Genomic DNA, 23,901 nt, shown 5'->3' on the forward strand with positions numbered 1-23,901 from the left:
GGACGCAGCGGAGTCCTTGACTTAAGTCAGCTCGCCTCTCCCGACGGGAGAGGCGAGGGGGCGTGCTTGCGGGAAGAGTTTCTGCTCTGCCTAACCGGAGCAGGAATCCCCTCTGGGGATTCCTGCTTAGCGGGAGAGCTTTTGGAGGAGGGCGGGGTCCTTGATAAGGATGGAGGCTCCGCGGACCTCAAGGGCGCCCGCAGCTTTAAGCTTCGCGAAGGCCCGGCTGAGGGTCTCCGGGATGGTCCCGATCTGCGCCGCGAGCTCCTTCTTGCTCTGGCGCAGCGTGAAGCGGGGACCGCCCGCGCGGCGGGACTCCGCGAGGAGGACGCCGGCCAGCCGGGCCGGGACGTCCTTGAGCGAGAGCTCCTCGATGAGCCGCACGAACTCCTGGAGCTTGGCGGACATCCCCGCGAGCATGCCCATGACCAGGTCCGGGTCCTCGGCGACGGAGCGGCGCAGGGCCTCGCTGGAGACGGCGAGGAGCAGGGAGTCCTCGAGAGCCGCGGCGAAGGCGGGATAGCCCCCGCGCGCCCACATCGCGGCCTCGCCGAGGGTGCGGCCCGGCCCGTAGAGATGCAGAGTCTGCTCGTCGCCCTTCGGGGAGATCTTATAGACCTTGACCCGGCCGTGGAGCACCGCGTAGAAGCGGTCGGCCCGCGCGCCGGCGGCGAAGAGGAGCTCCCCGGCCCGCGCGCGCCGCAGGGTGCAGCGCGCGAAGAAGCGGCGCAGGGCGGCGTCGCCGACCGCCGAGAACATCGGCGCGTCCTTGAGGGCGCGAAGGAACTTGGCGGAGGGGTCGGGCGTCATCGTGAAGAAGCGCTCAGCGGCCGCGGCGCAGGCCGAGCAGGTAGGCGAGCTTAGTATTTTTGACGAGGAAGAGCCCGCCGAGGAGGAGGGCGATGCGCAGGAGCAGCATGACCGAGTCGCGTCCTTCGTTGACGGGGAGCTTGGGCCGGTCGCCGGCGGAGCCCCAGAGGTTCTCGGCGCTGCGCAGGTCGTTGAGAGCCGAGGAGTCGTCCTCCTCGACGGTCTCTCCCGCCGCCGGAGCCTTCGCGGCGCCCTGGATGAGTCCGGAGGACGAGGCGGAGAGCGGGGCGGGAGAGGAGGCGGCGCTCTTCGAGGCCTTCTGGTCGGGCTGCTTGCGCGGACGCATGGACTGCCCGTCGAAGGCCTCGGCGCCGCCGCTGGGGCCGCCGCGGTAGGTCGTGTTCGGCGCCGCGGCGCTCGCGGCCTTGCTCACGGTCTTGGCGAAGTTCCCGGCGGACTGGTTGCGGTTCGCGCGGCCGGAGTCCCGGTGCGGGGCCGTCTCGCTGCGGGGATCGATGGGCGTCGAGTAGGAATAGGCGACCGGCGCCTGGGGGACCATGGCGTTGCGCATGTCGTTGACGCTCGTCGCCGGCTTGGAGGCGAGGTCCGTGGAGGCCGCGCCGCTGCCGCGGGGGAAGGGGTCGGTGCCGCTGCTGCCCTGACCGCTGCCGCTGCCGTCGCTGCCTCCTCCCGCTCCTCCCCCTGCTCCTCCTCCTCCGCCCCCGCCGCCGCCTCCGCCGCCTCCGCCGCCGCCCATGCCGCCGCCCTTGATGCCCTTGGCCTTGCCCTTATCGGAATCGGCATCGGCGGGGCCGCCGGCGTCTTTGCCTTTGTCCTTGGGGTCCGCCGAGACGGTGCCGTTGACGAAAGCGTTGTCGTCGGCGCCGGGCTTCTCGCCGGGGCGCGTCCCCGTCTGTGTCCCGGCCTGGGTCTGGGTCGTCGCGTCCGGATCCTCGGCGTCCGTCTCCTCGTCGCCCTGCGCCGCGACGCGCTCCTCGTCGCCGCCGCGGGACTTGTCCGGGTTCTCGTCGGGGTTCTCTCCATCGGTCCCGATGGAGACCGGCGGAGGCGGAGTGCCGTCCTCGCGGTCCTCCCACGGCTGCTTGGCGGGCTCCTTGTTGCTCGACATGTAGTTGTACACGCCGAAGCCCAGGATCGGGCCCAGCATCATCGTGTACTTGAGCCACTTGCTGCCCCGGCCGGCGGAGGCCTCCTTGGCCGCGGCCGCGCGGGCCTTGGTCCCCGCGTCGCTGCGCAGATAGTCGCGGTACTCGCGGCCGAGGGCCTCCTTCGCGCCCACCCGCTCGCTCGCCTTCTCCTGCGCCTTCGCCTTCTCGGCGGAGACCTTCTCGAGTTCCTTCTGGACCTTCGAAAGCTCTTTCTCCGCGGCCGACGCCTTGCGGCGCAGCCACCACTGCTTGAGCGTCCCCGCGCCCTCGCCCTTAGCGCTCTCCACGGCCAGGCGCCGCGTCTCGACCTCGGCGGCCTTCTGCTTGAGCGCGGCGCGCGTGGCGCGCTCGGCCTGGCGCGTGCTCCGGACGTCCTCGAGCGCGGAGGTCTTCTCCCGCCCCTTGATCCACTTCTCGACGCGGGCGAGGATGCCCTCGGGAGCGGGCGCGGAGGCGCTCTCCGTCGAGGGCTTCGCCGCCGGCTTCGCGCCCGCGGCCGGCTGGGCGGGCGCGCCCTTGCCCGGCTTGAGCGACGCCCCGGCCTCGGGGCTGCCGGAGACTTCGAGCCGCGGGGCCGCCGATTCGCCGGGCGCTCCGAGGTGGGGCTTCTGCACGAAGTTGGGCCTCATCCGGGCGACCGAGGAGCCGGGGTCTCCGGCCAGCGAGGAGACGAGGAGCTCTCCGTCGACTCCCGCGGCGGTCTTGGGCGGCGCGACGTTCTCGGTGCGCGTCGGCGCCTCCTCGACGCCGCGGCGGCTGCGGAAGAGGTCGGAGAGGGAGAAGCGCTTGGTCCCGCGCACGGCGGTCCCCTCGCCCGCCGGCGTCACGGGCGCCTCGAGGACCGCGGTCTGACCGGCGGCGGAGGGCTGCGCGAGGGCCGTCTGCACGGGCGCGGGAGCGTTGAGCGGGGGCTGGACGCTCTTCGCCTGGACGGCCTGCTGCACAGCCGGGGCGGAAGTCTCAAGGACCGGCTGAGAGCCCGTCTTGAGCGCGGGCTGGACGGCGGTCTTCGCGGGGGCGGAGGCCGTCGCCTCGATGGCGTTGGTCTGGACCGCCTTGGCGCTCGAGCCGTTCTGGACGACCGGCGCCGGTGCGCGGGAGACCTCCGCCGGCGCCGGCGCCGTCTTGGGCGCGACGGCGGTCGCGACCGGCGCGGGAGCGGGCGCCGTCTTGGAAGCGCCTTTCGCGCCGTCCCCGCCGCCGAGGTTGAAGAAGTTGCTGCCGCGCGCGCCGCTCTCCGCCCCGCCGCTCGTGCCCGAGCCGGAGTTCGAAGCGGTCTGCTTGCCGCCGCCGTCGAAGAGCGAGGCGCCGTCGCCGCCCTTGGGGGTCGGGATGTTCCTGGGGACCGCGCCCTCGCGCGGCGCCGCGGGCGTCTGGACCTCGGCGCGGGCGGGCGGGGCCTCGGGCAGGTTCGCGGGCGTAGGGGCCTCGGCCTTCGCGGGGGCCGGGGTGTTGGGAGTCACGTTCGCGGGAGTCGCCGGCGCGGGGCGCGGGAGCGGCTTGAAGAGGTCGCGGGCGCTCTCGACGCCGCCCTTGCCGATCTGCCAGGCCATGAAGCCGTCGACGAGGAGGTTCGCGGTGCGTTCGACGACCTTGGCCACGTCCTTGTTCTTGATGTCCTCGGGGATGTAGGCGATGTTCTCGGCCACGTTGGCGACCATCGGGGCGATGAAGGGCATCGTGATGGACACGTTGAGCAGCTGCATCCCGCGCGTGGCGACGGCGAGAGACTGCCCCGTCATCCCCATGAAGGACCCGCCGGTGGCGAGCGCCCCCTTGGCCATGTTGATGCCGGCCCCGAGGCCGACCGTGGCCCAGAAGGCGGGGTCGAGGAGCATGCGCCCGGCCTTCTCGCCGACGATGGAGACCCCGCCGGCGCCGTAGCAGAGCGCCTTGACGAGCGCGCTGTCCGACTCGGCGCCCATCTGGAAGTACTGCTCGGCGATGTGGCTGAAGGAGCCCAGCCCGGCGCGCCGCTCGAGGTCGGTCGGCGCGGAGGTGTTGAGGGTGCGCAGCATGCTCGGCGCGACGGTCTTCGAGCTCAGCCCCTGCTCCTTGAGGGCCTTCTGGCGCTGGTCCATCGCGGTGGCGTCGACGTAGGACTTGTTGTCCTCGGAGAGCTTGGAGTAGAAGTCGACGCTCTTGTAGTAGCTGCCTTCGGAGAGGAAGCTGTAGCCGGAGAGCTTGTAGGCGTCCGAGTCGAAGCCGTAGCCGATGGCCAGGTGCAGGCCGCCGTTGATGCTCTTCCAGGCGTTGTCGGCGAACTCGCCGGTGTACTTGAAGCCCTTCCCGACCCAGGTGCCGTCGACCCAGCCGCCGATCGTGGCGCCGATGCCGTTGCCCTTCTCGGTCTTGATCTCCTCGAGGGTCGTCCGGCCCTTCTCGGTCCAGCGCCCGTCTTGGCCGCGGGCCATGAACACGCCCTTCAGGCGCAGGATGTCCTTGTCGGAGCGCACCCAGTGCTTCTCGACGGACTGCTCCGGGGCGATCTCCTCGAGGCTCCCGTCGGCGAGGTAGGCGAACCAGAAGAAGGGGCTCGCGCTCCCCTCCGGCTTGAAGTCCTTGTCGAAGCGCTGGGGCCGCGAGACCATGAGCGAGGCCTGGGACTTGCCGGCGGCGTCCTGGGCGCCGCCGTTCTCGAAGGTCGCACGCACCGCCTCGAAGGTCCCGTCGGGATAGCGGAGGACGATCGTGAGCGCGCCGTCGGGCCCGACGGAGAGCCGCTCGAGCTCGGCGCCGGCCTTCCCCGCGAGCTCCGGGGGCTGGATGCGCCGCATCGTCTCCAGCCACTTGGGGAAGGACGACAGGTCCACGAGCAGCTCGGTCAGCGGCCGGCTGTAGCGGCCGCCGGGGTCGTCCTTGAAGCGCGGGTTGGCCTTCCCGACGGCCGCGAGGATCTCGGCGGCGAGCCGTCCGGCGGCGGCGCGGCGCTTCTCCCCGGAAAGCCCCTCGAGCGCGTCGAGCTTGATCTGATAGGAGAGGACGGCGTCCTTCTTCGTCTTCTCGTCGTAGCGGCGCACCCGCGTGATGTTCGCGCTGGGGAAGTCGACGCGGGTGCCGTCCTTCTGCGTGACCTCGCGGGCCTGGAAACCGGTCTTCGCGTCGAGGACCCCGACGTGTTTTGCGCCGGTGGCGTGGTCCTCGATGGTGGTCAGCCCGGTGTTCCCGTCGGTCGAGACGATCTTGGCGACCTTGCCGTCGAGGCCGTACTCGGTCTGGACGCTGAGCTTGCGGGCGATCTCCTCGAGGCGGGTCTGGATGAGGCGTCCGTTCTTGCGGATCTCGATGTTCGCGCGCTCCGGGGTGTTGAGCGCCCGGTTCTCGGTCTTCGTCTTCTCGTCGAAAGCGATGATGAGGTGGTTCCCCTTCCCCGGCGTCCCGGTGAAGCCGTCGTAGCGGGTGTACCCCTCGGCGAAGCGCATCTCGAAGCCGCCGAAGGTCTCTCCTCCCTGGGACTGGACGACGTAGCGGATGCCGACCACGGCGCCCGCGGCCTGCGAAGCCAGGGCGTCGCGCTCGGCGTCCTGGCCCAGTTCCCAGGGCTCGAAGCGCTGGTTGTGCGGGACCCGGCGGGCGCTGACGGCCTCCCAGAGGTAGGCGCGGTACTGCTCGCGCTCGGCGAAGTACTTGAGGACGGCGCTGTAGCGGTCGTAGGCCGGCCGGTCCTTCGCCTCGACCGCGGCCTTGACCTTGTCCTGGAGGGCGGTGAAGAAGCCCTGCATCCGGCTCTTCAGCTCGTTCTGGTCTTTGGCCTTCGAGGGCCAGGCGATCCCCGCGCGCGCGCGCAGCTCGGAGATGAGCCGGCGGTCGGCCGCGGCGAGGTCGAGCCCGTCGCTCGCCGCGCCCAGCCCGCTCAAGGCCGCGGCGGCGCTCTGAAGCAGCCCGGCGCGCTTCTGGAAGCGGTCGTTGGCGAAGGATTCCACCGCCGGCAGGCCCCAGGTGTTCCGGAGCGCCTCGTCGGCGGCCGTCCGGACCGGGGAATCCTCCTTCGCCGGGGTGCGGGTGACGTTCGGCAGGGACGCCGGCACGGCGGCGGGGATGAAGCCCTTGGCGGGAGCCCGGACCTCGTCGGAGACCGCGGAGCCCTCCGACCCCAGGACGACCGCCGCGTCGTCCGCGCCGACGCGTCCGCTGCGGCCCTCCTGGTTGTCGTAAAGGCCGCCGAGGAGGGTCCAGACCATGTCCTGGTCGCCGGCCTTGGCCGCCTTGTCCACTCTCTCGATCTTCTTATCGACGCTGCGCAGCGCCTCGCCGTCCTCCTGTGCGAGCGCACGGCGGGCATACGCCTTCAGGGCGGCCCTGCAGTTGCTCCCGCAGCTCGAATCGGTCCGGCTGATCCTCCTGCGCGCTTCGCAGAAGAGACGGACGCTCTCGAGGCGCTGGGCGATCTCCTCGCGCTTGTCCGCGGCGAGGCGCTCGCCTTCCTTGTCCAGCGTCTCCTTGGCGGCGGCGTGTGAAAGGAGGAGGGCGCCCGGCCAGTCGGCGACGGCGAGGGCGTTCCCCGAGTCCTCCGCGCGCGCGGCATCCTCGGCGGCCTTCTTCAGACAGCTGGAACGATGTTCGAGGTCGCCCCTGCGGGCCGCGAGGCAATCCTCGAAGGCCTTGAGCGCGGGGTTGTCCGAGGCCGGGACCGCCCGACCGACGACCACGGTGGCGGCGACGAGGTCCAGGGGGAACGAGGAGAGCGCGACGGCGAGCGCCATCGCGACGTTAAGGAACTTCGGGAGCCCCCGGCGCACCCTGTCCATATAGGTAATTGTGAGTATAAAAGACCTAGCGGGTTAGTGCCAGGGGGCCTATGCGATTTTGGCCCTAAGGGCCCAGATTGTTCAAGCCGGACGCCGGGGGGTGCGCCCTGAGGACAGCCCCGCCCCGACGACGAGCACGGCGAGGGCCGCGGCGGCCTTCCCCTTCGGGATGCCCCGCCTCGGCTCCGCGGGAGCCGGGGAACCGGGCGGCGGGAGAGACTTCTCGCTCGACGCCCGGTAGAGCACCTCGGGAGCGGGGTCCGCCGGCGCCGGACTCCAGGTCTCGGAGCGATAGAGGATGAAGAGGCCCGCCGCGAGCAGGATGAGCGCGAGAACGGGCAGCGTCCGCTTCATCGCCGCCGCCGCTTCTTGGACGGACGGCACAGCTCGGGTGTGAGATCCCGGCTCCGGTCGCACGAGAGGCGCGCGATGCGCTCGCAGGCCGCGGGCGCGGCTCCCGGCGGGCCGAACTCTCCGCAGCGGACCAGAAAGGCGCCGTCTTCCGCGAAGTAGTCCGAGCCGACGTCCTCCGCCGCGAAGGTGAGCTCGTAGACCGCGGCGCCCTTCCCCCTCGGGCGGCAGCGGTAGATCCCGGCCGAACGCACCTGCGGCCGGTCCTCCATGTAGCCCAGACAGAGGCGGGAGGCGGGCAGGCCGGAAGAGGACGGAGCCGCGCGCAGAGCGCCGGACGCGCCGAAGGCGGCGACAAGGAGGAGGACGGCGGTGAGGAGACGGCTGCTCATGGATCCCCCCCCACCCTGCCCTCCCCCGCAGGGGAGGGAGGGTCGGAGGATGAGGAGCTTATTGCATCCGGGACTGGGATTCCTTGAGCTTCTCCTGGATGGACGCGTTGTACTCGCGGACCTTCTGGGAGGCGTCGCGGCCGAACTGCTTGCAGAGCGCGGCCTTGGCCTTGCGGGCGGCTTCGAGCTCGCTCCAGAGCGTCTTATTCTGCTTGTTGAGCTCCTTGACGCGCTCCTTGTTCGCCTTGCCGCCCTCCAGCTTGGCCTTCGTGATGGCGACCTCGTTGTCGGAGATGCCCTTCTGCAGCTTCTGGAAGCTCTCCTCGGCGGCCGCGGTCTGGGCGTCCACCTCGGCGGTCCACTTCTCGAGATCCGCGAGGACGCCCTTGTAGCCGTCGATGAGCGGCGTCAGGCAGGCGGCGCATTCGGTGAGGACCTTCGCCTTGACGGGCTTGGGGGCCGGCGCGGCCGCGACGGGCTCGGTCTTGGGGGCTTCGGCCTTCGGGATCTCGACCTTCGGGGCCTCGACCTTCGGGGCCTCGACCTTCGGGGTCTCGATCTTCGGCGTCTCGGCCTTCGGCGTCTCCGCCTTGGGGGCTTCGGCCTTCGGCGTCTCCGCGATCTTGGCGGGCGCCTCGAGCTTGGGCGTCTCGACGGGAGCGGCCGGCTTCGGCTCCTCCGCGAGGACCGGCATGCTGAGGACGGCGGACAAAAGCACCTGGATCATCGTACTCCTCCTTTTTTCTGAGCGTCTTCGATCACGAGCGAAAGGTCTTCCACGCCGCGTCCCCCGCTCAGCAGCGCGACCGCGCCGCACTTGGGGCAGGGCGCCGCCGGGGTCGGGTCGTGGTGGTCCACGGAATCGTCGCCGCAGGGCCCCTTGTGTCCGCAGGCCCGGCAGTCGTAGGAGGCCGGGAACACGTCGAGCTTGAGCGCGGCCTTCTCGAGCAGCGTCCCCTTCGTGAGCGCGGCGAAGGCCTGCTCGAAGGACTCCACGGAGTGGAGCTCCAGGGCGCCCACGCGCAGGGAGAGCTCCTTGACCTGGGAGGCGCTCTGGATGCCGCGGCCCTCGAGGTCCTTGAGCACGGTCTCCAGCACGCGCTCCATCAGCGAGTATTCATGCATCGGGCGCCCCCTTCTCCTTCTCCCAGTCCAGCAGCAGCTCGCCCGCCCGCTCGACGAGGCCGGGGATGGCGCGCTCCACCTCGGGGCTCAGTCCGACGGAGAAGTCCTTCGGAGAGACGATCTCCATCGCGAGCACGCGGAAGTTCTTGGGGAAGGTCAGGCCGAGACGGTCGGCCAGTTCGAAGACCTCCGACATCCCCGCGTAGTGCGGAGAGGGCGCCTTGATGCGCGCGAACGCCTCCCGCGTGAACTCGAGCACCGTCCCGGGCGGGTTCTGCCCGGTGCTCACCGAGTCGATGAGGAGGGCGTTGTCGTAGCCCTCGAGGAACTCCATGACGCGGAAGCCGGACTCGGAGGTGGCGAGGATCTCGACGCCTTCTCCGACCCGGTCCTTCAGGCGCTCGGCGACGACGAGGCCCACCCCGTCGTCGCCCAGGATGTCGTTGCCGAGGGCGAGAAGCAGCGTGGGCTTGGCGCCAATTTCCCGGCTCATCAAAACGACGACCGCCGGGAAATTCGCGCCCGAGAAGGGCAACCTACCGCAGGCGCCGCCGACGCGCGGCGGCAACTTTTCCCGACACCCCCGCTAAATGCGGAACGCATTTAGCGAGTGATCTCGCGCAGCGTCTTCCCCGAGGCGTCGCGGATCGTCGCGATGAGCGGCATGTCGCCGGGCAGGGAGTGCGTCGCGCAGGCGTGGCAGGGGTCGTAGGCCCGGAAGGCCATCTCGACCTTGTTGAGCAGGCCTTCGGAGACCTCGCCGCCCTTGATGAGGCCCTTGGCGGCCTTCTCGACGCTCATCGCCATGCGCGCGGAGTTGTTCTGCGTCGCGACGATGAGGTTGACCTTCGTGAGGATGCCGTCGGCGTTCGTCTCGAGGTGATGGTAGAGCGTGCCGCGCGGCGCCTCGACGACGCCGATGCCGACCTTGGGCGTCGCGGTCGGGATGTTGCGCAGGTCGTCGCTCGTGATCTCCGGGTCGCTGAGGAGCTCGACCATCCGCTCCGCCGCGTAGACCATCTCCACGACGCGCGCCCAGTGGTTGGCGAGGGTGTGGTGCACGGGCTTGCCGCCGAGGGTCTTGAAGTACTCCTCGTAGGCGGCCTGCGCCTGCGGGGTCGCCATCCCGTCGGAGGCGTTGAGCCGCGCCAGCGGGGCCACGGAGTAGACGCCGCTGTCGGCGCCGTCCGTGAAGCCCTTCCAGCCGAGCTTCTTGAGGTAGCAGAACTTCACGTAGCTCCAGGGCTCGACGTGCTCGGCGATCTGCTCGCGGTAGTCCTGGGCCCGATACTTCACGACCTCCTTCCCCTCCGGACCGACCACGCGGACCATCCCGTCGTAGAAGTTCACCTTGTTGTTCTTGTCCACGAGCCCCATGTAGTTGGTGCGGTGGGTGAACGCGTCGGAGGTGATGAGGTCGACGTAGCCCTTGTTCTTGAGGACGATGTCGTGGAAGACCTGCTTCGTGAAGAGCGCGAACTCGAGGCCGTCCTTGGCCAGCTTCTGGAACTCGGGCAGGTCCTTCTTGGAGATGCCCTTGGCCACGCCGCCGGGCAGGCCGAGCACGGGGTGGATGACCTTGCCGCCGATGGCCGCGATCATCTCGCGCAGGCGCCGGCGGGTCGTGATGACGCGCTTGCCCACGTCGATGCCGACCTTCTCGATGACGCCGAGCACGTTGCGCAGTTCCGGAGGCGCGTCGGGGCCGACGATGAAGTCCGGGCCGCCGAGGATGTAGACGTGCAGCGCGTGGTCCTCGAGCATGAAGGTGTTGTAGACGAGCTCGCGGATCTTCTTGGCCGTGGAGGTCGGCTCGACCTGATAGAGGTCGTCGAGCGCCTTCGTCGAGGCCATGTGGTGCGCCGTCGGGCAGACGCCGCAGATGCGGCTGGTGATCTGCGGCATGTCCTCGGCCGGTCGGCCGAGGCTGAAGATCTCGAAGCCCCGCAGCTCGGGGACCTGGAAGTAGGCGCGGTCGACGTCGCCCTTGTCGTTGAGGAAGATGTCGATCTTCCCGTGGCCCTCCAGCCGGGTGATCGGGTCCACCGTGATGCGGCGGCGCCCGTTCATGTAGGCCGCGTTGGCCCGCTTGCTCGCTTCGTCCCAGACCTTTTGTGCCTGCATCGTGTTCTCCTATTGAAGGTCGACTTTACGGCGCAGCAGCGACTTGGCCAGACCGTAGCGGTAGAAGGTCCCCACCGGGTCCGGGATGCCCTTGAGCGCCTGGTTGATGCCGGCCTCGTCCTTCGCGGCCAGCGTCGAGGTCAGCGCGCTGAGCAGCTTCGCGCCCTGGTCGTGGACCTTGGAGGTCGGGCCGAAGCAGCCGGTGCAGGGCATGTTGCCCTTCGGGCACTGGGCCTCGCAGCCGCCGCGGGTGCCGGACCCCATGCAGGGCACGCCCTGCGCGAGGAAGCACTTCTCCGGGTCCATCGCCGTCAGGTGCGGCCGCCGGAACTGCTCGATGGCGAGGTCCTGCGGCTTGCTGTCCAGGCGGGGGCAGTCCATGCAGGTCGCCGTGTCGGGCGAGAGGATCGTCCCCTTGGGCGGCAGCTTGCCCGAGAGCAGGGCCTCCAGGGCGCCCTTGAGGACCTTCGGGGTCGGCGGGCAGCCGGGGAGGTAGTAGTCGACGTCGACGACCTGGTCGAGCGAGCGCACGACGTTGCGGAACTCCGGGAGCTCCGCGACGCGGCCCTCTTCCTCGAAGCGGGTCTGCGGCCGCGTCTTCTCCGGGTTCACCGTGCTCGGAGAGTCCTCGTAGACGTACTTGAGGATCTGCTCGCGCGAGAACTGGTTGGCGAGCGCCGGGATGCCGCCGGACTGCGCGCACGCGCCGTAGGCGATCAGGACCTGGGTCTTGCGGCGCAGAAGCCGGGCCATCTCCTCCTGCTCGGAGGTGCGGATGGCGCCGTTGAGGAGCGTCGCGGTGATGGAGCCGTCGGGCATGGCTTCGACGTGATGGCGCTTGAAGTCCATGGCCACGGGCCACAGGACGATGTCCACCGCGGCGACGACGCCGAGGATGTCCTCGGCGAGGTCCACGATGGACTCCTCGCAGCCGCCGCAGGACGCGCACCAGTAGAAGGCGACTTTGGGCTTAGACATTCGCGCATTCCCCCTTCTTCTCCTTCAGCTCGCCCTCGAGCTCCGCGACTTCCTCGTCCCACGCCTTCGCGCGGCCCGGAAGGTCGAGCGGGCCGAGCGCCTTGATCTCGGTGACCATCTCGTTGATGACGCGCTGGACCTTGTCGCCCTCGGAGGCGGAGATCCACTCGAGACGGTAGCGCTTGGGCTCGATGCCCATGTCGGCGAGCATCCGCTTGAGGAGCTCGCTGCGGCGCAGGGCCTTGTAGTTGCCCTCGATGTAGTGGCAGTCGCCGGGGTGGCAGCCGCCGATGAGCACGCCGTCGGCCCCGCGCGCGAACGCGTCGAGCACGAACTGCGGGTCCACGCGGCCCGAGCACATGACGCGCACGATGCGGACGTTGTCGGCGTACTTCATGCGGGACACGCCGGCCAGGTCGGCCGCCGTGTAGGTGCACCAGTTGCAGAAGATCGCGAGGAGCCGCGGCTTCCAGGCCTCGGGGGCCTGCGGGGTCTTGTCTTTATGCTGCACGGGTCAGTACCTCCTCGATCTCTACGAGCACCTGTTCGTCCTCGAACAGGTTCTGGCGGATGGAGCCCGACGGGCAGGCGGCCACGCAGGTGCCGCAGCCCTTGCACATCGCCGGGTTGATGACGGCCTTCTTCTTGACCTCGTCGCGGGTGATGGCCGTGTACGGGCACATCGAGAGACAGGTCTTGCAGCCCGAGCACTCCTCCTCGACGACGTAGGCGGTGTTGGGCTCGATCTCGACGTGGCCCCGGTCGATGAGCGCCAGCGCCTCGGCGGCCGCCGCGCCGGCCTGGGCGACGGTGTCCGGGATGTCCTTGGGGCCCTGGCAGGCGCCCGCGAGGAAGATGCCGTCGGTCGGCGTGTTGACCGGGGCGAGCTTCGGATGCCGCTCCAGGAAGAAGCCCTCGCCCGAGCAGCTCATGTTGAACATGCGGCGCACGTCCTGGGCGTCCTTATGGGGCTCCAGGCCGGTCGCCAGCACGACCATGTCCGCCGGGATGCGGCGCACGAAGCCGGCGAGGGTGTCCTCGGCGCGGACGACGAGCCGCCCCTCCTCGTCGGGGGTCATCGCCCAGTCGGTGACCTCGGCCACGCGGCCGCGGATGAACTGGACGCCCTCCTCGAGGACGCGGTTGTAGAACTCCTCGTAGCCTTTGCCCGCGGCGCGCATGTCGATGTAGAAGTTGTAGACCTGCGCGGTGGTGTGCGCCTTGATCATGTGCGCGAGCTTCAGCGAGTACATGCAGCAGACGCGCGAGCACCACTTGTTGGTGTGCTCGTCGCGCGAGCCCACGCAGTGGATGATGGCCACCGACTTCGGGGCCTCGCCCTTCTTCGTGACGAGGTGTCCGCCGGTCGGCCCCGAGGCGTTGATGAGCCGCTCGATCTCGAGCGCCGTGTAGACCTCGGGGTAGACGCCGTAGCCGTAGAGCGCCTGGCGTCCGGCGTCGAAGGTCTTGAAGCCGGTCGCGACGATGACGGTGCCGACCTGGACCTCTTCGAAGGTCTCCTTCTGCTCGAAGTCGAAGGCCTTGCGCTCGCCGCAGGCCTCGACGCAGGTCTGCTTGCACTTGCCGGTCTTGAGCTTGAGGCAGGTCGCCGGGTCGACGAGGACCACCGGCGGGACGGCCTGCGGGAACGGGATGTAGACCGGCTTGCGCTTGCCGAGCCCCTGGTTGAACTCATCCGAGAACTTGGGCTCCTTGAAGACGCAGGCCTTGATGCACTCCATGCAGCCCACGCAGAGGTCCTCGTTGATGTAGCGGGGCTTCTGCTTGATCTGGACCTTGAAGTTGCCGACGTAGCCCTCGACCTTCGTCACCTCGGCCCAGGTCTTGAGCGTGATGTTCGGGTGGGCCCGCACCGCCGACATCTTGGGCGTCAGGATGCAGGCCGCGCAGTCGAGCGTCGGGAAGGTCTTGTCGAACTTCGCCATGTGCCCGCCGATGGTGGCGTCGCGCTCGACGAGGATGACCTTCTTGTTCGCGTTGGCCAGCGTCAGCGCGGCGTGGATGCCCGCGATGCCGCCGCCGACGACGAGCACGTCGGGGTTCACCGGGACCTTGGCCTTCTCGAGGGCCTTGTGGAGCGCCACCCGGGCGACGGCGCCCTGGAGGATCTCCTTGGCCTTCTCCGTGGAGTTGGCCTTGTCGTCGTGCACCCAGGAGGCGTGCTCGCGGATGCTGACCATGTGCAGGAAGTAGGGGTTCAGGCCCGCGCGGCCGGTCGCGGTGCGGAAGGTGTGCTCGTGCAGCAGCGGCGAGCACGCGGCGACCACGATGCGGTTGAGTTTATGCTCCTTGATGTCCTGGGCGATGAGCTCCTGCCCGGGGTCCGAGCACATGTACTTGTAGGCGCGGGAGACGACCACGCCCGGAAGCTTCTCGGCGAACTTGGCGACCGCCTCGACGTCCACCATCGCGGCGATGTTCGAGCCGCAGTAGCAGGTGTAGACGCCGACGCGGACCGGCTCCGAGCCGCCGTTGCCCTGATTGTTCCCGTGTTTGTGATGGCTCATGCTCAGACCTTCCCCGCGAGCGCCGGCTCGGCCGGCACGATGTTGCGCTTGAGGCCCAGTTCCTTCGGGTCGAGCCCGAAGGCGAGCCCCATGAGCTGGGTGAAGTAGACGACGGGCGTCGTGACGTCGCCGTACTTGTCCTTCACCTGGTCCTGGAAGGCGTCCAGGTTGAACTGGCAGAGCGGGCAGAGCGTGGAGATGACGTCCGCCCCGTTCTTGCGCGCCTCCTTGAGCAGGATGTAGACGAGCCGCAGCCCGACCTCGGAGAGCGTCCCCGTGAGACTGCCGCCGCAGCAGCGCGTCTTGAGCGGGTAGTGCACGACGGTCGCCCCGAGCGCCTCGAGGAGCTTGTCCATCGTCACCGGCCGCGCCTGGTTGTCGAAGGTCGAATAGGGCCGCACGATCTGACAGCCGTAATAGGTCGCGACCTTCAGGCCCTTGAGGGGCTTGGCGACGCGCTTCTTGATCGCGTCGAGCCCGACCTTGTTGACCAGGATGTCGAGCGGGTGCTTGACCTCGACCTTCCCGTGATACTGAAGGCCGGCGTTCGTGAGCGCCGCGTCCACGTCGGCGCGGACCTTGGGGTAGTCCTGGATGTACTTCTGCGTCTTGCGCAGGACCAGGTAGCAGGCGCTGCAGGGGGCGAGGACCTCGTCCTTCGCCTGCTCGGCGATGGCGAGGTTGCGCGCCGAGAGCCGGAGCGCCGCGGACTCGTCGACGGCCATGTAGGCGGTCGCGCCGCAGCAGTTCCAGTCCTTGAGCTCGTTGACCTCGATGCCCAGGGCCTTGAACACGGGGAGCATCGACTCCTCGTAGGCCTTGCCGGTCCCTTTGAGCGAACAGCCCGGGAAATAGGAGTATCTCATCGCGCCCCTCCGGAGACCGTCTCGCTGTGCGGCGTATCGAGCAGCTTGCGCAGCTGCTCCTTGTTCTCGATGCCCTCGAAGCCGTAGGTGAAGCGCCCGGTGCGCATGAGCTTGAGCCCCAGGCCGGCCATCTTCAGCATCGCGAACCAGTCCGTCTTCAGGTAAAGGAAGGTCGCCAGCCAGTTCTCGGTGACCCGGCCGCTGCGGCGGACCATCGCGAAGAACTCGCGGGCGAGGACCGGGATCGGGAAGCGCTTCGGGTAGACGCCGTCGCGGATGGCGCGCTGCTTGAGCGCGTACATGATGTCCGTGATCTTGATGTCCTTCGGACACTCGACGGTGCAGTTGTAGCAGGAGGCGCAGAGCCAGATGGTCTGGCTCGAGAGCACGTCCTCCTTGAAGCCGGCGCGCGCGAGGTTGATGATGCGCCGCGGCGTGTAGTCCATGTAGATGCTGAGCGGGCAGATGCCCGAGCAGGTGCCGCACTGGATGCAGCCGCCCAGGTCCTCGCAGCCCGGCATCGACATGATCTCGTCGGCGAAGCGCGTGTCCCTCTCCGCCTCGTACTTGATCTGTTGCTTGAAGGGGCTCATGCGCCCTCCTTAGGGTGCCACTCTTGGTCCGGCTGAGCCGGAGTTGATGTGAGTTTACAACTTCCCTCCAAGTGTGGGCAAGGCACCTGCAAAGACCCCCGCCCGGGATAACGGCCGGGAAGCCCCCGCCCCGCGCCCGCGGAACAGCTCGCTGCGCCGTCGGGGGGCCGTCCCGCGGGGCGGGGGCTGGCGGAACCGAGGTTCTAGATGTACTATGAGTCCGATGGACCCCGCTAAAACGCGCGGATTCCCGGGCGGAGCCGACAGCGTCGCCTTCACGCTGATGATGGGCATCGCGGCGTACCTCGGCCGCGAGAACCCGGACTTCGTCTACCCGCACATCCTCTGGGCCTTCCTGGCCCTCCTCGCCTTCAACCTCCTCAACTTCGGGCTCCTCGCGCGGCGGCTGCCTCCCGAGCGCCGCCAGGCCGTCGCGGTGGGCGCGAACACCCTGCTCATCGCCGCCATCCTTTATTACTCCGGCGGGCACGTCTCCTACTTCTGGGTCATGTTCCTCCTCCCCATCTTCAGCGCCTGCCTCGCCTTCCGAGAGAGAGGGATCCTCTGGACGACCGGCGCGGCCCTCGCGCTCCTCCTCCTTTTCCACGCGGAATCCCTCCGCTTCCGCATCTGGGTCGAGGTCCTCTCGATGGTCGTGAAGATGCTCACGCTCCTCGCCGCCGCCGGGGTCACGATGCGCGTGGCCGCCGGCGAGCGCCGAGCCGTGCACCGCCTCGCCGAAGAGCAGGAGCGCGCCGAGCGCGAGCGCCGCGAGGCGCGCGAGAAGCTCCAGCACATGGACCGCCTCGCCACGCTCGGCACGCTCTCGGCGAGCATCGCCCACGAGCTCAAGAGCCCGCTGGCCTCCGTGCTCGGCTTCGCCCAGGTCGGACTCGGGGGGCCGGACGACGCGCCCCGTCTGCGCCGCGCGCTCGAACGCGTCGAGGAAGGAGCCCTGCGCTGCCGCCGCACGCTCCAGGACATGCTCGCCTTCGCGCGCAGCCAGAAGAGCGGCAAGGGCGCCTGCGACCTCAACGCGCTGATCCTGGAGTGCATCGAGCTCAAGCGCTGCGACATGGTCCTCTCGCCGGTGCGCATCGAGGAGACCCTCGCCGCCGACCTGCCCGCCGTCGAGCTCGCCGGTCCCGAGTTCCAGCAGGTGCTCTTCAACCTCCTCGGCAACGCCGACCAGGCCCTGCGCGAGAAGGGCGGAGGGCTCATCCGGGTCCGCACCTCGCGGGAGGACGGTCGAGTCCGCGTCGTCGTGCAGGACGACGGGCCCGGCATCCCCCCCGAGGCCGCCGACAAGGTCTGGGAACCCTTCTATACGACGAAACCCGCCGGACAGGGGACCGGCCTCGGCCTGAGCATCTCCAGGCAGATCGTCGAGGACCACGGCGGGACCATCCGCCTCGACGCCCCCCCGGAAGGAGGCGCACGCTTCACCATCGAGTTCCCGCTCCCGAAGCTCCCCGCCCCGCCGCCCCCTCCCGCGCCGGCGCGCGCGAACGCTCCCTCCGCGCCGACCCGGCGGCGGCGGGTCGTGCTCGCCGAGGACGACCCCGGCTGCGTCCCCCTCATCGAGACCCTGCTCAAGCCGCTCTCCGTCGACCTCGCCAAGGCCGAGAGCTTCGACGAGGCGCTCCGGCTCATGCGGGCGGAGCGCCCCGATCTTCTCATCATGGACATCAAGATGCCGGGGATGAGCCCCGGGGAGTTCCTCGCGCATCTGGACGCCGATGAGAAGCTCCGCGACGTACCCATCGTCCCCGTCTCCGGCTCCGTCACCGCCGCCGCGCTCGAGACCCTGCTGAAGTTCAAAGGACTCCAGGTCCTCGAGAAGCCCTTCGACATATCGGAGTTCGACCGCCGCATCCGGGAGGCACTGAAATGAACGCGCTCGTGCTGCTGGGCCTGCTGGGCTTCGCCCTCGTCGGCCTCGTCGCCTACTTCGTGACCGTCTACAACGGCCTCATCATCGTCAAGAACAACATCGTGAAGGCCTGGGCCAACATCGACGTGCTGCTCAAGCAGCGCCACGACGAGATCCCGAAGCTCATCAAGACCTGCGAGTCCTACATGAAGTTCGAGAAGGACACGCTGACGAAGATCACGGCGCTGAGGAGCACGGCCCAGGGCGCCACCGGCGTGGCGCAGCGCGCCGAGGCCGAGGGCCAGCTCACCGCCGGGCTGCGGCAGCTCTTCGCGGTGGCCGAGAACTACCCCGACCTCAAGTCGCAGGCCTCCTTCCAGCAGCTCCAGGGCCGCATCTCCGACCTCGAGAGCCAGCTCGCCGACCGGCGCGAGTTCTACAACGAGACGGTCAACAACTACAACATCCGCATCCAGTCCCTGCCGGACTCCTTCGTCGCCTCGTTCATGAACCTCCAGCCGCAGGAGATGTTCAAGGTCTCCGAGGCCGACCGTCAGGACGTCGCGATCGACATCGCACAGCCCTGACCTCCAAAGCTCAGGGCGAGGCTTAGGTGAGTTCCAAGAACGACGACGTCGTCGCCGCCGCCATCGGCGCGGGCGTGGGCGCGACGCTGTTCTATTCGGGGTTCCAGAGCCTCCGTCTCAAGCGGCTCGTCGAGGCCATCGCCACCTCCAAGGTGCGCTCGATGGCGATGGGGACCGTCGAGCTCTGCGGGAAGGCCGACGCGCTGGAGGTCCGCCCGGACCCCATCTACGGCCAGGACGCCGTCTGCTGGCGCATCGTGATCGAGGAGCACCGCGGCTCGGGCAAGAACAGCCGCTGGGTCACCATCCATACCGCGGACAACACGGGCGACCCGTTCTGGTTCATCGACGAGACCGGCCGCGTCCTCGTCCAGCCGGGGGGAGCCGACAAGCGCTACAAGGTCGACGCTTCCTACGGCACCGGCCTCCTCTCGGGCGCGCCCCCGGAGATCGCGGCCTACATCCGCGCCGTGGTCGGGGACAGCTGGAGCAGCCGGCGCCTCAACGCCCGCATCCTCCGGCCGGGGGACCCGCTCTACATACTCGGCAGCGCCATGCCGCTCGACGAGCGGCCCCCGCTGCACCGGCGCGCGGCCCGGGCGGTGAAGCTCACGCTCCAGGACGCGGTCCGGCGCCTGAAAGGGGACGCGGCGAAGATGAGGGCGCTCGACGCGAACGGCGACGGGATGGTGGACCCCCAGGAGTGGGACGCCGGCGTGCGGGAGCTCCAGGACGCGCTCGCGAAGGCCGACGCGGCGCCGCCGGACTCCCCCTCGGACGCTTTCATCGCCTCGGCCGTCGTCCGTCAGGGCGACGCGGGGACCTTCGTCGTCGCCGACGAGACGGAGTCCGAACTGCTCGGAGAGCTGGGCTGGTCGGCCTGGCTCATGATCCTGGGCGGCCCGATCCTCTGCGTCGCCTGCGTCGCCTACCTCGCCGTCCGCCTGCACGTCGTGCAGGCGGAATAAGTAATGGCGCTTCCGGGTTTGCCGTGGGTCCACCCGGAAGCGCCGAGTAAGTAATCAGGACGAGATCGATCTGGCGCACGAACAGGCGTAGCGCGGCCTTGCGATGTACCTGCAGCGCCTTTCGGAACGGAAACGCTTAGGGGTGAATGCTCCCATCAGGAAGCCGTCCTAATCGCGAGTTAATTCTGGGCCTTGACACCTGTATCCTTATCGCCAATAATCAACTGCGGTCAGCATAATTATGGAGGCTGGATGAAAATTGCTCGGCTATTCATTGGGTTTACGGGGATTTTGCTGGTTGCCGGCTGCATGCCCTCGATGCAGCGTGCCAACAAAACGACTCTCAACAGAGTGAAGCAACTTACTGCAGAGGGCTGGGCTGCGGCAGATGGATCGAAACTCAGCGAGATGATTGGGAAAAATAAACCGGGCGGGACAGTTTCCACTCGCGAGCAGGAAAATGACTTATACCTCCAGGCATGTGATGCTGCCCGCAGGCAGGCAATCTCTCAATTGGGTTCGACGATTGTAGGCATTCAGGCCGGAGAATCCGGTTCGACCAAGAAGTCACGCTACCTTGAGTCCGATGAATTCGCAAAGAGCGCCTCGAAAATCTCGGATTTTGAGACTGTGGAAAGGATTATGTACACGGGACATGGTTGCGCAGTTGTCATCGGCATTCGGCCTGAGAAGCTCGATATGGTGAAGGCGAAGGTCAGAGCGATCGTCGAGAACTTCTTTAGCACTCTGGACACGAAGCAGTAACAGCCCTTGTCGTTTTCGGACAGAATAAGAAATGCTCTTGCTTTTGCGAGGGCATTTTTTATCTGACTTAGGTTGCGCGTGTGCTCGTGATGGAGTGCCCTTTGTAAGCATCCCGATTGCATGCATGGAGAGAATTCAGATGCGCATATGCGTGAGATGCATCCTGTATGGCGCTACGGTTATATTTTTCTGCACCGTCGCCTCTTTCGCCGATGTCCCTGAATATCCTTGCAATAACGATGGGAACCTCGCTCCGAATTGGGAGGGACAGCCTGGAGTCCTCGGCTGGCATAAGGCCGATGATCTCGATATCGCGGAGAGGTTCGCCAATAGCCATGCTGAGGAAACGGCAAAGAAAAGGGGAGTTCAGATCGATCTCAAGAAAATTGAGAAAAGCAGGGTCGTAAAATTCTGTAAGAAGAATCGTATTTCCAGCTATGCGGTCTACAAGCTTTTCGCGCTGAAAGAAGATAAAGAAGAAAAGGGATTGTTAAGAGCCATAGATGCGTTTCTGAAAATGGGTCCGCACAATCCGAAACGTATCGCCCTGGCCAGAACGATCGCGCGGATGACGTCGGCAGGAAAGGCCCCCCACCTCCGAGGTCTGATTGACTACGAGTTGTCTCAACCCAAGGCACGGGGGACAATAGACAACGGTTGCGAAATTTTTTCAATTTTCGCCTCCCAATTGGTAAAGGTCTCCACTGACGACAAGGCCACCGCAGATTGCCTTATTGAGTCTCTCTATTCGCGAACATCTTCCCTGGATAAGTCGCTTGGCGAGAAGTCGATGAGTTTCGACGATCATAAGGTCCGTAAAACCTTATGCCTACCGGAGCACATAACAGCATTCGCCAAGATGAAGGATGTCGCACGGACTCGATTCGGTGAGGAAATCGTGGGCCAGCGGGAAACGATTAAGCGCGCGGTCATCGCCTATTCGCTAGGCGAACTCCGAGATAAGCGAGCGATAGATCAGTTATCCATGGTTATGAATGATGCGACGGAGGCGCCCCGTGTTCGTCGCGAGGCGATCCAAGCACTATTCAAGCTTAAACAACACGATTGGCAGAAGCTCTTCGAACTCTGTTCGGATAAAAACTTGTGGCCATTTGTGATTATGAGCCTGCGCCACACTCCTTCTGCTCGAGCATCTCTAAGCGAATTTTTGGCAAATCAGCCGATCGCTAATCGGCTAAAAAACATCCGTGCGATAGGTCCCCCAATCGCTGGAAGTCTCCTGCTGGAGCAGCTTCGTCGATGCAATGAGCAGTGTGAGGATAACGGTCGCCTTATTGAGGCAGTGACCAAATTGCGGACCCACAATATACTTACAGCATACGAGGATCCGGACAGTGATGCGCAGTTCCGGTTAAGTCTGGTCAAGGTTCTTGGGGAAAAAGGAGGCTCAGACGTAATCCTGCCACTAGCCAACGCTTTAAATGATCCGTCTCAACAAGTGGGCACTCATGCCTTAGCTGTTCTGGGGACATTTTTTAAAAACAAGGCTTCGACATTGTCCCCGGGCGAATGCGCTGAATTAAGTATGAATGAAAAGAAATCTTGTAAACAGATCTCCAGATTGTCTAGCACCGAGACCGAAGGTATAAGAAAATCCTGCGAACGCCTTCTCGAAAAAGAAACAGTCACATTCCACTACGACTTGAGTATGGATTTGCCCAAAGGACATCCAAAAACAAAAATTAAGACTGTCCAATTCACACTAGTGGATATAAACCGCTGGCCCATGAAGCGAGAAAAAGGCGGAACCACTTGGAAGCTCGAAGTGCCGCTTTGTCCTGCCGGTGACTTCCCATTCGAGTTCTCCTATCGTTTTAGAGTAGATGGATATGACGGAGAGGAAAGCACTATGGGAATTGAAGACTCCGACATGAAACCCATTTATAAAAAGCAGGACGCCATGGACATCGACCCAGGAGTATTTAGGGGGCCATAACCTCCTCCCGATTGACGCATTCCCCCGTCGCCCTTACGCGAAGACAACCGCCCCCAAACGCTGATTCTTTTTCCTCAACTCTCGATCCAACCCCGCCAGGCGGCGCCCCATCTCGTGCAACTCCGGACCCGGAGAGTCATCGATATAGATCGATGCAGTGGATAGTACCTCCGCCGCACGAGTCAGCGCGGGCCATTTTGCCTTTGGAAAGACGCCCTTGCGGGCGAGCTCGACGTCGACGCCGGCTAGGCGCCCGCCCCGGGCTCCGCCCGGGGCGTCTCCAACTCTTCCCAGCGGGCGAACAGCTCCCCGATCTTCCGGTTGAGGGCGTCGAGCTTCTCCTGACGCTTGGCCAGCTCGACGAAGTCGCGGGCGACGGAAGGGTCCTCCAGCGCCGCGGCGGCCGACGCGGCCTGCTTCTCGGCGGCGTGGATGGCGGCCTCGATGACGGCCGCTTCCTTCGCGCTCGACTTCGACTTCGCCTTGGGCGCGGGAGCGCTCTTCTCCCGCGCGGGGGCGTCGGGCTGGCGCTCCCTCCACGCCTCCCACTGAGCGAGGTCGGCGAAGGCGCGCGCCTGACCCTTGCCGTCGAGGGCCAGGATGCTCCGGCACACGCGGTCGAGCAGGTAGCGGTCGTGGGTGACCAGGACCAGCGCGCCGGGGAACTCGGCCATGCTCTTCTCCAGCACCTCCAGAGAGCGGAGGTCGAGGTCGTTGGTCGGCTCGTCGAGCAGCAGCACGTCGGCGGGCTGGAGCATCAGCCGGGCGATGAGGAGGCGGGACTTCTCCCCCCCGGAGAGCCGACGCAGCGGGTACTCCAGCTGCTCCTGACGGAAGAGGAACCGGGACGCCCAGCCGCAGACGTGGATGCGCGCTCCCTCATAAAGGACGTGCTCCCCGTTGTTGCAGAGGGCCTTCTTGAGACTCATGTCGGGGTCGAGCTGCTCGCGGTGCTGGTCGAAGGTGACGACCCGCAGCCCGTCGGCCCGCTTGAGGAGCCCTTCGTCCGGGAGAAGGCTCCCGTCGAGGAGCTTGAGCAGGGTGCTCTTGCCGCTGCCGTTCTCGCCGAGCAGGCCGAGCTTGTCGCCGGGACCCAGGTGAAGGTCGAGCGGACCGAAGAGCTTGCGGCCGCCCCGGCTCTTGGCGACGCCCACGGTCTCGACCAAGCGCTTGCTGCGGCGCTCGGAGCCCGTGAAGTCGATGTCGGCGGCGCGGTCCTGGGAGTTGCGGTACTCGAGCTCGCCCAGCTCCCCGATGAGCTCGCCGGCACGGTCGATGCGGGCCTGCTGCTTGGTGGTGCGCGCCTTGGGCCCCTTGCGCAGCCATTCGATCTCGCCGCGCACGATGTTGCGCACGGATTCCTCGCGGGAGGCCTGGGCGGCGTAGAAGGCCTCGCGGCTCTCGAGGAAGTCGCTGTAGTTGCCCTTGCTGCTGAAGTGGCCGTCGGGGTAGCGCTTGTCGAGCTCGATGACGCGATTGGTGACGCGCTCGAGGAAGCGGCGGTCGTGGGTGACCACGAGGAAGGAGAACTCCAGGCCGGAGAGGAAGCGCTCCAGCCACAGCACGCCGTCGAGGTCCAGGTGGTTGGTGGGCTCGTCGAGCAGGAGCAGGTCGGGCCTGCGCAGGACCTGCTTGAGGATGGCCAGCCGCTTGCTCCAGCCGCCGGAGAGCTTGGAGACGTGCTGCGCGGGATCCGGGAAGCCGGCGGCCAGGATGCCCTCGTCGACGCGGACGTCGATCTCCCAGTCTTCCAGACCCAGGTCCCGCACGGCCTCGACGGCGGCACCGCGGACGCTCAGCGCCTCGGCGGGGCTCTCGGAGCGTTCCTCCTGGGCCAGATAACCGACGCGGATCCCCCGGCGAGGAGAGAAGAGCCCTTCATCGGCCGTCTCGAGCCCGGCCAGGATCTTGAGCAGCGTGGATTTGCCGGTCCCGTTGGGCCCGATGAGCCCGGTGCGCTCGCCCTCGAAGAGCCCGAACGACAGGCCCTCGAAGAGCGGCCTTTTGCCGTAGCTCTTGGATATCTTCTGACAACTCAGCAGGATCGCCATGTTCTCGGGCGCCGCG

Annotated in this window: 19 protein-coding genes; 5 read left to right on the plus strand and 14 right to left on the minus strand. The window is 67.1% G+C overall.

Features of this window, described 5'->3' with window-relative positions:
* Positions 1–126: 126 nt before the first annotated feature.
* The 13 genes from WC969_00675 to WC969_00735 form a co-directional block, all read right to left on the minus strand.
* The gene (locus WC969_00675) at positions 127–810 is read right to left on the minus strand and encodes a Crp/Fnr family transcriptional regulator (protein ID MFA6028342.1); all 684 of its coding nucleotides are present in this window, start codon (positions 808–810) and stop codon (positions 127–129) included.
* Between the two features lie 13 nt (positions 811–823).
* Positions 824–6,727, minus strand: coding sequence for a hypothetical protein (locus WC969_00680; protein MFA6028343.1), 5,904 nt, complete (start codon positions 6,725–6,727; stop codon positions 824–826).
* Between the two features lie 81 nt (positions 6,728–6,808).
* Positions 6,809–7,081, minus strand: coding sequence for a hypothetical protein (locus WC969_00685; protein MFA6028344.1), 273 nt, complete (start codon positions 7,079–7,081; stop codon positions 6,809–6,811).
* Complete coding sequence (locus WC969_00690) at positions 7,078–7,470, minus strand: hypothetical protein (GenBank protein MFA6028345.1); 393 nt, start codon at positions 7,468–7,470, stop codon at positions 7,078–7,080. Before WC969_00690 ends, WC969_00685 begins: the two co-directional genes overlap by 4 nt.
* Positions 7,471–7,528: 58 nt before the next feature.
* Positions 7,529–8,197 (minus strand): hypothetical protein, encoded by a 669-nt coding sequence (locus WC969_00695; GenBank protein ID MFA6028346.1) that lies wholly within the window; start codon positions 8,195–8,197, stop codon positions 7,529–7,531.
* Complete coding sequence (locus tag WC969_00700; protein MFA6028347.1) at positions 8,194–8,595, minus strand: hydrogenase maturation nickel metallochaperone HypA; 402 nt, start codon at positions 8,593–8,595, stop codon at positions 8,194–8,196. The genes WC969_00695 and WC969_00700 overlap by 4 nt, the downstream gene beginning before the upstream one ends.
* A complete protein-coding gene (locus WC969_00705; protein MFA6028348.1) occupies positions 8,588–9,088 on the minus strand; it encodes a hydrogenase maturation protease in 501 nt (166 codons plus the stop codon). The genes WC969_00700 and WC969_00705 overlap by 8 nt, the downstream gene beginning before the upstream one ends.
* A 110-nt stretch (positions 9,089–9,198) precedes the next feature.
* Positions 9,199–10,665 carry a Ni/Fe hydrogenase subunit alpha gene (locus tag WC969_00710; protein ID MFA6028349.1) on the minus strand — a complete coding sequence of 489 codons (1,467 nt, stop codon included), beginning with the start codon at positions 10,663–10,665 and terminating at the stop codon, positions 9,199–9,201.
* A 63-nt stretch (positions 10,666–10,728) separates the two neighbouring features.
* On the minus strand, positions 10,729–11,697 hold the full coding sequence (locus WC969_00715) for an oxidoreductase (protein ID MFA6028350.1): 969 nt from the start codon (positions 11,695–11,697) through the stop codon (positions 10,729–10,731).
* Complete coding sequence (locus WC969_00720) at positions 11,690–12,208, minus strand: hydrogenase iron-sulfur subunit (protein ID MFA6028351.1); 519 nt, start codon at positions 12,206–12,208, stop codon at positions 11,690–11,692. The genes WC969_00715 and WC969_00720 overlap by 8 nt, the downstream gene beginning before the upstream one ends.
* Positions 12,198–14,225, minus strand: a complete 2,028-nt coding sequence (locus tag WC969_00725; protein ID MFA6028352.1) for a CoB--CoM heterodisulfide reductase iron-sulfur subunit A family protein — start codon at positions 14,223–14,225, stop codon at positions 12,198–12,200. Before WC969_00725 ends, WC969_00720 begins: the two co-directional genes overlap by 11 nt.
* A 2-nt stretch (positions 14,226–14,227) precedes the next feature.
* Positions 14,228–15,091 carry a CoB--CoM heterodisulfide reductase iron-sulfur subunit B family protein gene (locus tag WC969_00730; protein MFA6028353.1) on the minus strand — a complete coding sequence of 288 codons (864 nt, stop codon included), beginning with the start codon at positions 15,089–15,091 and terminating at the stop codon, positions 14,228–14,230.
* Positions 15,088–15,684 carry a 4Fe-4S dicluster domain-containing protein gene (locus tag WC969_00735; GenBank protein MFA6028354.1) on the minus strand — a complete coding sequence of 199 codons (597 nt, stop codon included), beginning with the start codon at positions 15,682–15,684 and terminating at the stop codon, positions 15,088–15,090. Before WC969_00735 ends, WC969_00730 begins: the two co-directional genes overlap by 4 nt.
* A gap of 223 nt (positions 15,685–15,907) precedes the next feature.
* Between WC969_00735 and WC969_00740 the strand changes: the two genes are divergently transcribed.
* The 5 genes from WC969_00740 to WC969_00760 all read left to right on the plus strand — a co-directional run bounded on the left by WC969_00740 (position 15,908) and on the right by WC969_00760 (position 21,834).
* Complete coding sequence (locus WC969_00740; protein MFA6028355.1) at positions 15,908–17,578, plus strand: ATP-binding protein; 1,671 nt, start codon at positions 15,908–15,910, stop codon at positions 17,576–17,578.
* Complete coding sequence (locus tag WC969_00745; protein MFA6028356.1) at positions 17,575–18,144, plus strand: LemA family protein; 570 nt, start codon at positions 17,575–17,577, stop codon at positions 18,142–18,144. Before WC969_00740 ends, WC969_00745 begins: the two co-directional genes overlap by 4 nt.
* 26 nt (positions 18,145–18,170) lie before the next feature.
* Positions 18,171–19,112 (plus strand): hypothetical protein, encoded by a 942-nt coding sequence (locus tag WC969_00750; protein MFA6028357.1) that lies wholly within the window; start codon positions 18,171–18,173, stop codon positions 19,110–19,112.
* A gap of 252 nt (positions 19,113–19,364) precedes the next feature.
* Positions 19,365–19,877, plus strand: a complete 513-nt coding sequence (locus WC969_00755; GenBank protein ID MFA6028358.1) for a hypothetical protein — start codon at positions 19,365–19,367, stop codon at positions 19,875–19,877.
* 151 nt (positions 19,878–20,028) lie between these two features.
* Positions 20,029–21,834 carry a hypothetical protein gene (locus tag WC969_00760; GenBank protein ID MFA6028359.1) on the plus strand — a complete coding sequence of 602 codons (1,806 nt, stop codon included), beginning with the start codon at positions 20,029–20,031 and terminating at the stop codon, positions 21,832–21,834.
* A 245-nt stretch (positions 21,835–22,079) separates the two neighbouring features.
* Here the strand turns inward: WC969_00760 and WC969_00765 are convergent, their stop codons facing one another.
* Positions 22,080–23,885: an ATP-binding cassette domain-containing protein gene (locus WC969_00765; protein MFA6028360.1), complete on the minus strand. Its 1,806-nt coding sequence runs from the start codon at positions 23,883–23,885 to the stop codon at positions 22,080–22,082.
* Positions 23,886–23,901 lie beyond the last annotated feature (16 nt).

Source organism: Elusimicrobiota bacterium, assembly GCA_041660925.1.
GTDB lineage: Bacteria > Elusimicrobiota > Elusimicrobia > UBA1565 > UBA1565 > JBAZUV01.

Excerpts from the sequence above, each read along its gene's own strand:
- WC969_00735 (MFA6028354.1), bottom strand. The coding sequence starts at position 15,684 with ATGAGCCCCTTCAAGCAACAGATCAAGTACGAGGCGGAGAGGGACACG.
- WC969_00740 (MFA6028355.1), top strand. The coding sequence starts at position 15,908 with ATGGACCCCGCTAAAACGCGCGGATTCCCGGGCGGAGCCGACAGCGTC.
- WC969_00745 (MFA6028356.1), top strand. The coding sequence starts at position 17,575 with ATGAACGCGCTCGTGCTGCTGGGCCTGCTGGGCTTCGCCCTCGTCGGC.
- WC969_00690 (MFA6028345.1), bottom strand. The coding sequence starts at position 7,470 with ATGAGCAGCCGTCTCCTCACCGCCGTCCTCCTCCTTGTCGCCGCCTTC.
- WC969_00765 (MFA6028360.1), bottom strand. The coding sequence starts at position 23,885 with ATGGCGATCCTGCTGAGTTGTCAGAAGATATCCAAGAGCTACGGCAAA.
- WC969_00700 (MFA6028347.1), bottom strand. The coding sequence starts at position 8,595 with ATGCATGAATACTCGCTGATGGAGCGCGTGCTGGAGACCGTGCTCAAG.
- WC969_00685 (MFA6028344.1), bottom strand. The coding sequence starts at position 7,081 with ATGAAGCGGACGCTGCCCGTTCTCGCGCTCATCCTGCTCGCGGCGGGC.
- WC969_00705 (MFA6028348.1), bottom strand. The coding sequence starts at position 9,088 with ATGAGCCGGGAAATTGGCGCCAAGCCCACGCTGCTTCTCGCCCTCGGC.
- WC969_00680 (MFA6028343.1), bottom strand. The coding sequence starts at position 6,727 with ATGGACAGGGTGCGCCGGGGGCTCCCGAAGTTCCTTAACGTCGCGATG.
- WC969_00730 (MFA6028353.1), bottom strand. The coding sequence starts at position 15,091 with ATGAGATACTCCTATTTCCCGGGCTGTTCGCTCAAAGGGACCGGCAAG.
- WC969_00725 (MFA6028352.1), bottom strand. The coding sequence starts at position 14,225 with ATGAGCCATCACAAACACGGGAACAATCAGGGCAACGGCGGCTCGGAG.
- WC969_00695 (MFA6028346.1), bottom strand. The coding sequence starts at position 8,197 with ATGATCCAGGTGCTTTTGTCCGCCGTCCTCAGCATGCCGGTCCTCGCG.
- WC969_00715 (MFA6028350.1), bottom strand. The coding sequence starts at position 11,697 with ATGTCTAAGCCCAAAGTCGCCTTCTACTGGTGCGCGTCCTGCGGCGGC.
- WC969_00710 (MFA6028349.1), bottom strand. The coding sequence starts at position 10,665 with ATGAACGGGCGCCGCCGCATCACGGTGGACCCGATCACCCGGCTGGAG.
- WC969_00755 (MFA6028358.1), top strand. The coding sequence starts at position 19,365 with ATGAAAATTGCTCGGCTATTCATTGGGTTTACGGGGATTTTGCTGGTT.
- WC969_00675 (MFA6028342.1), bottom strand. The coding sequence starts at position 810 with ATGACGCCCGACCCCTCCGCCAAGTTCCTTCGCGCCCTCAAGGACGCG.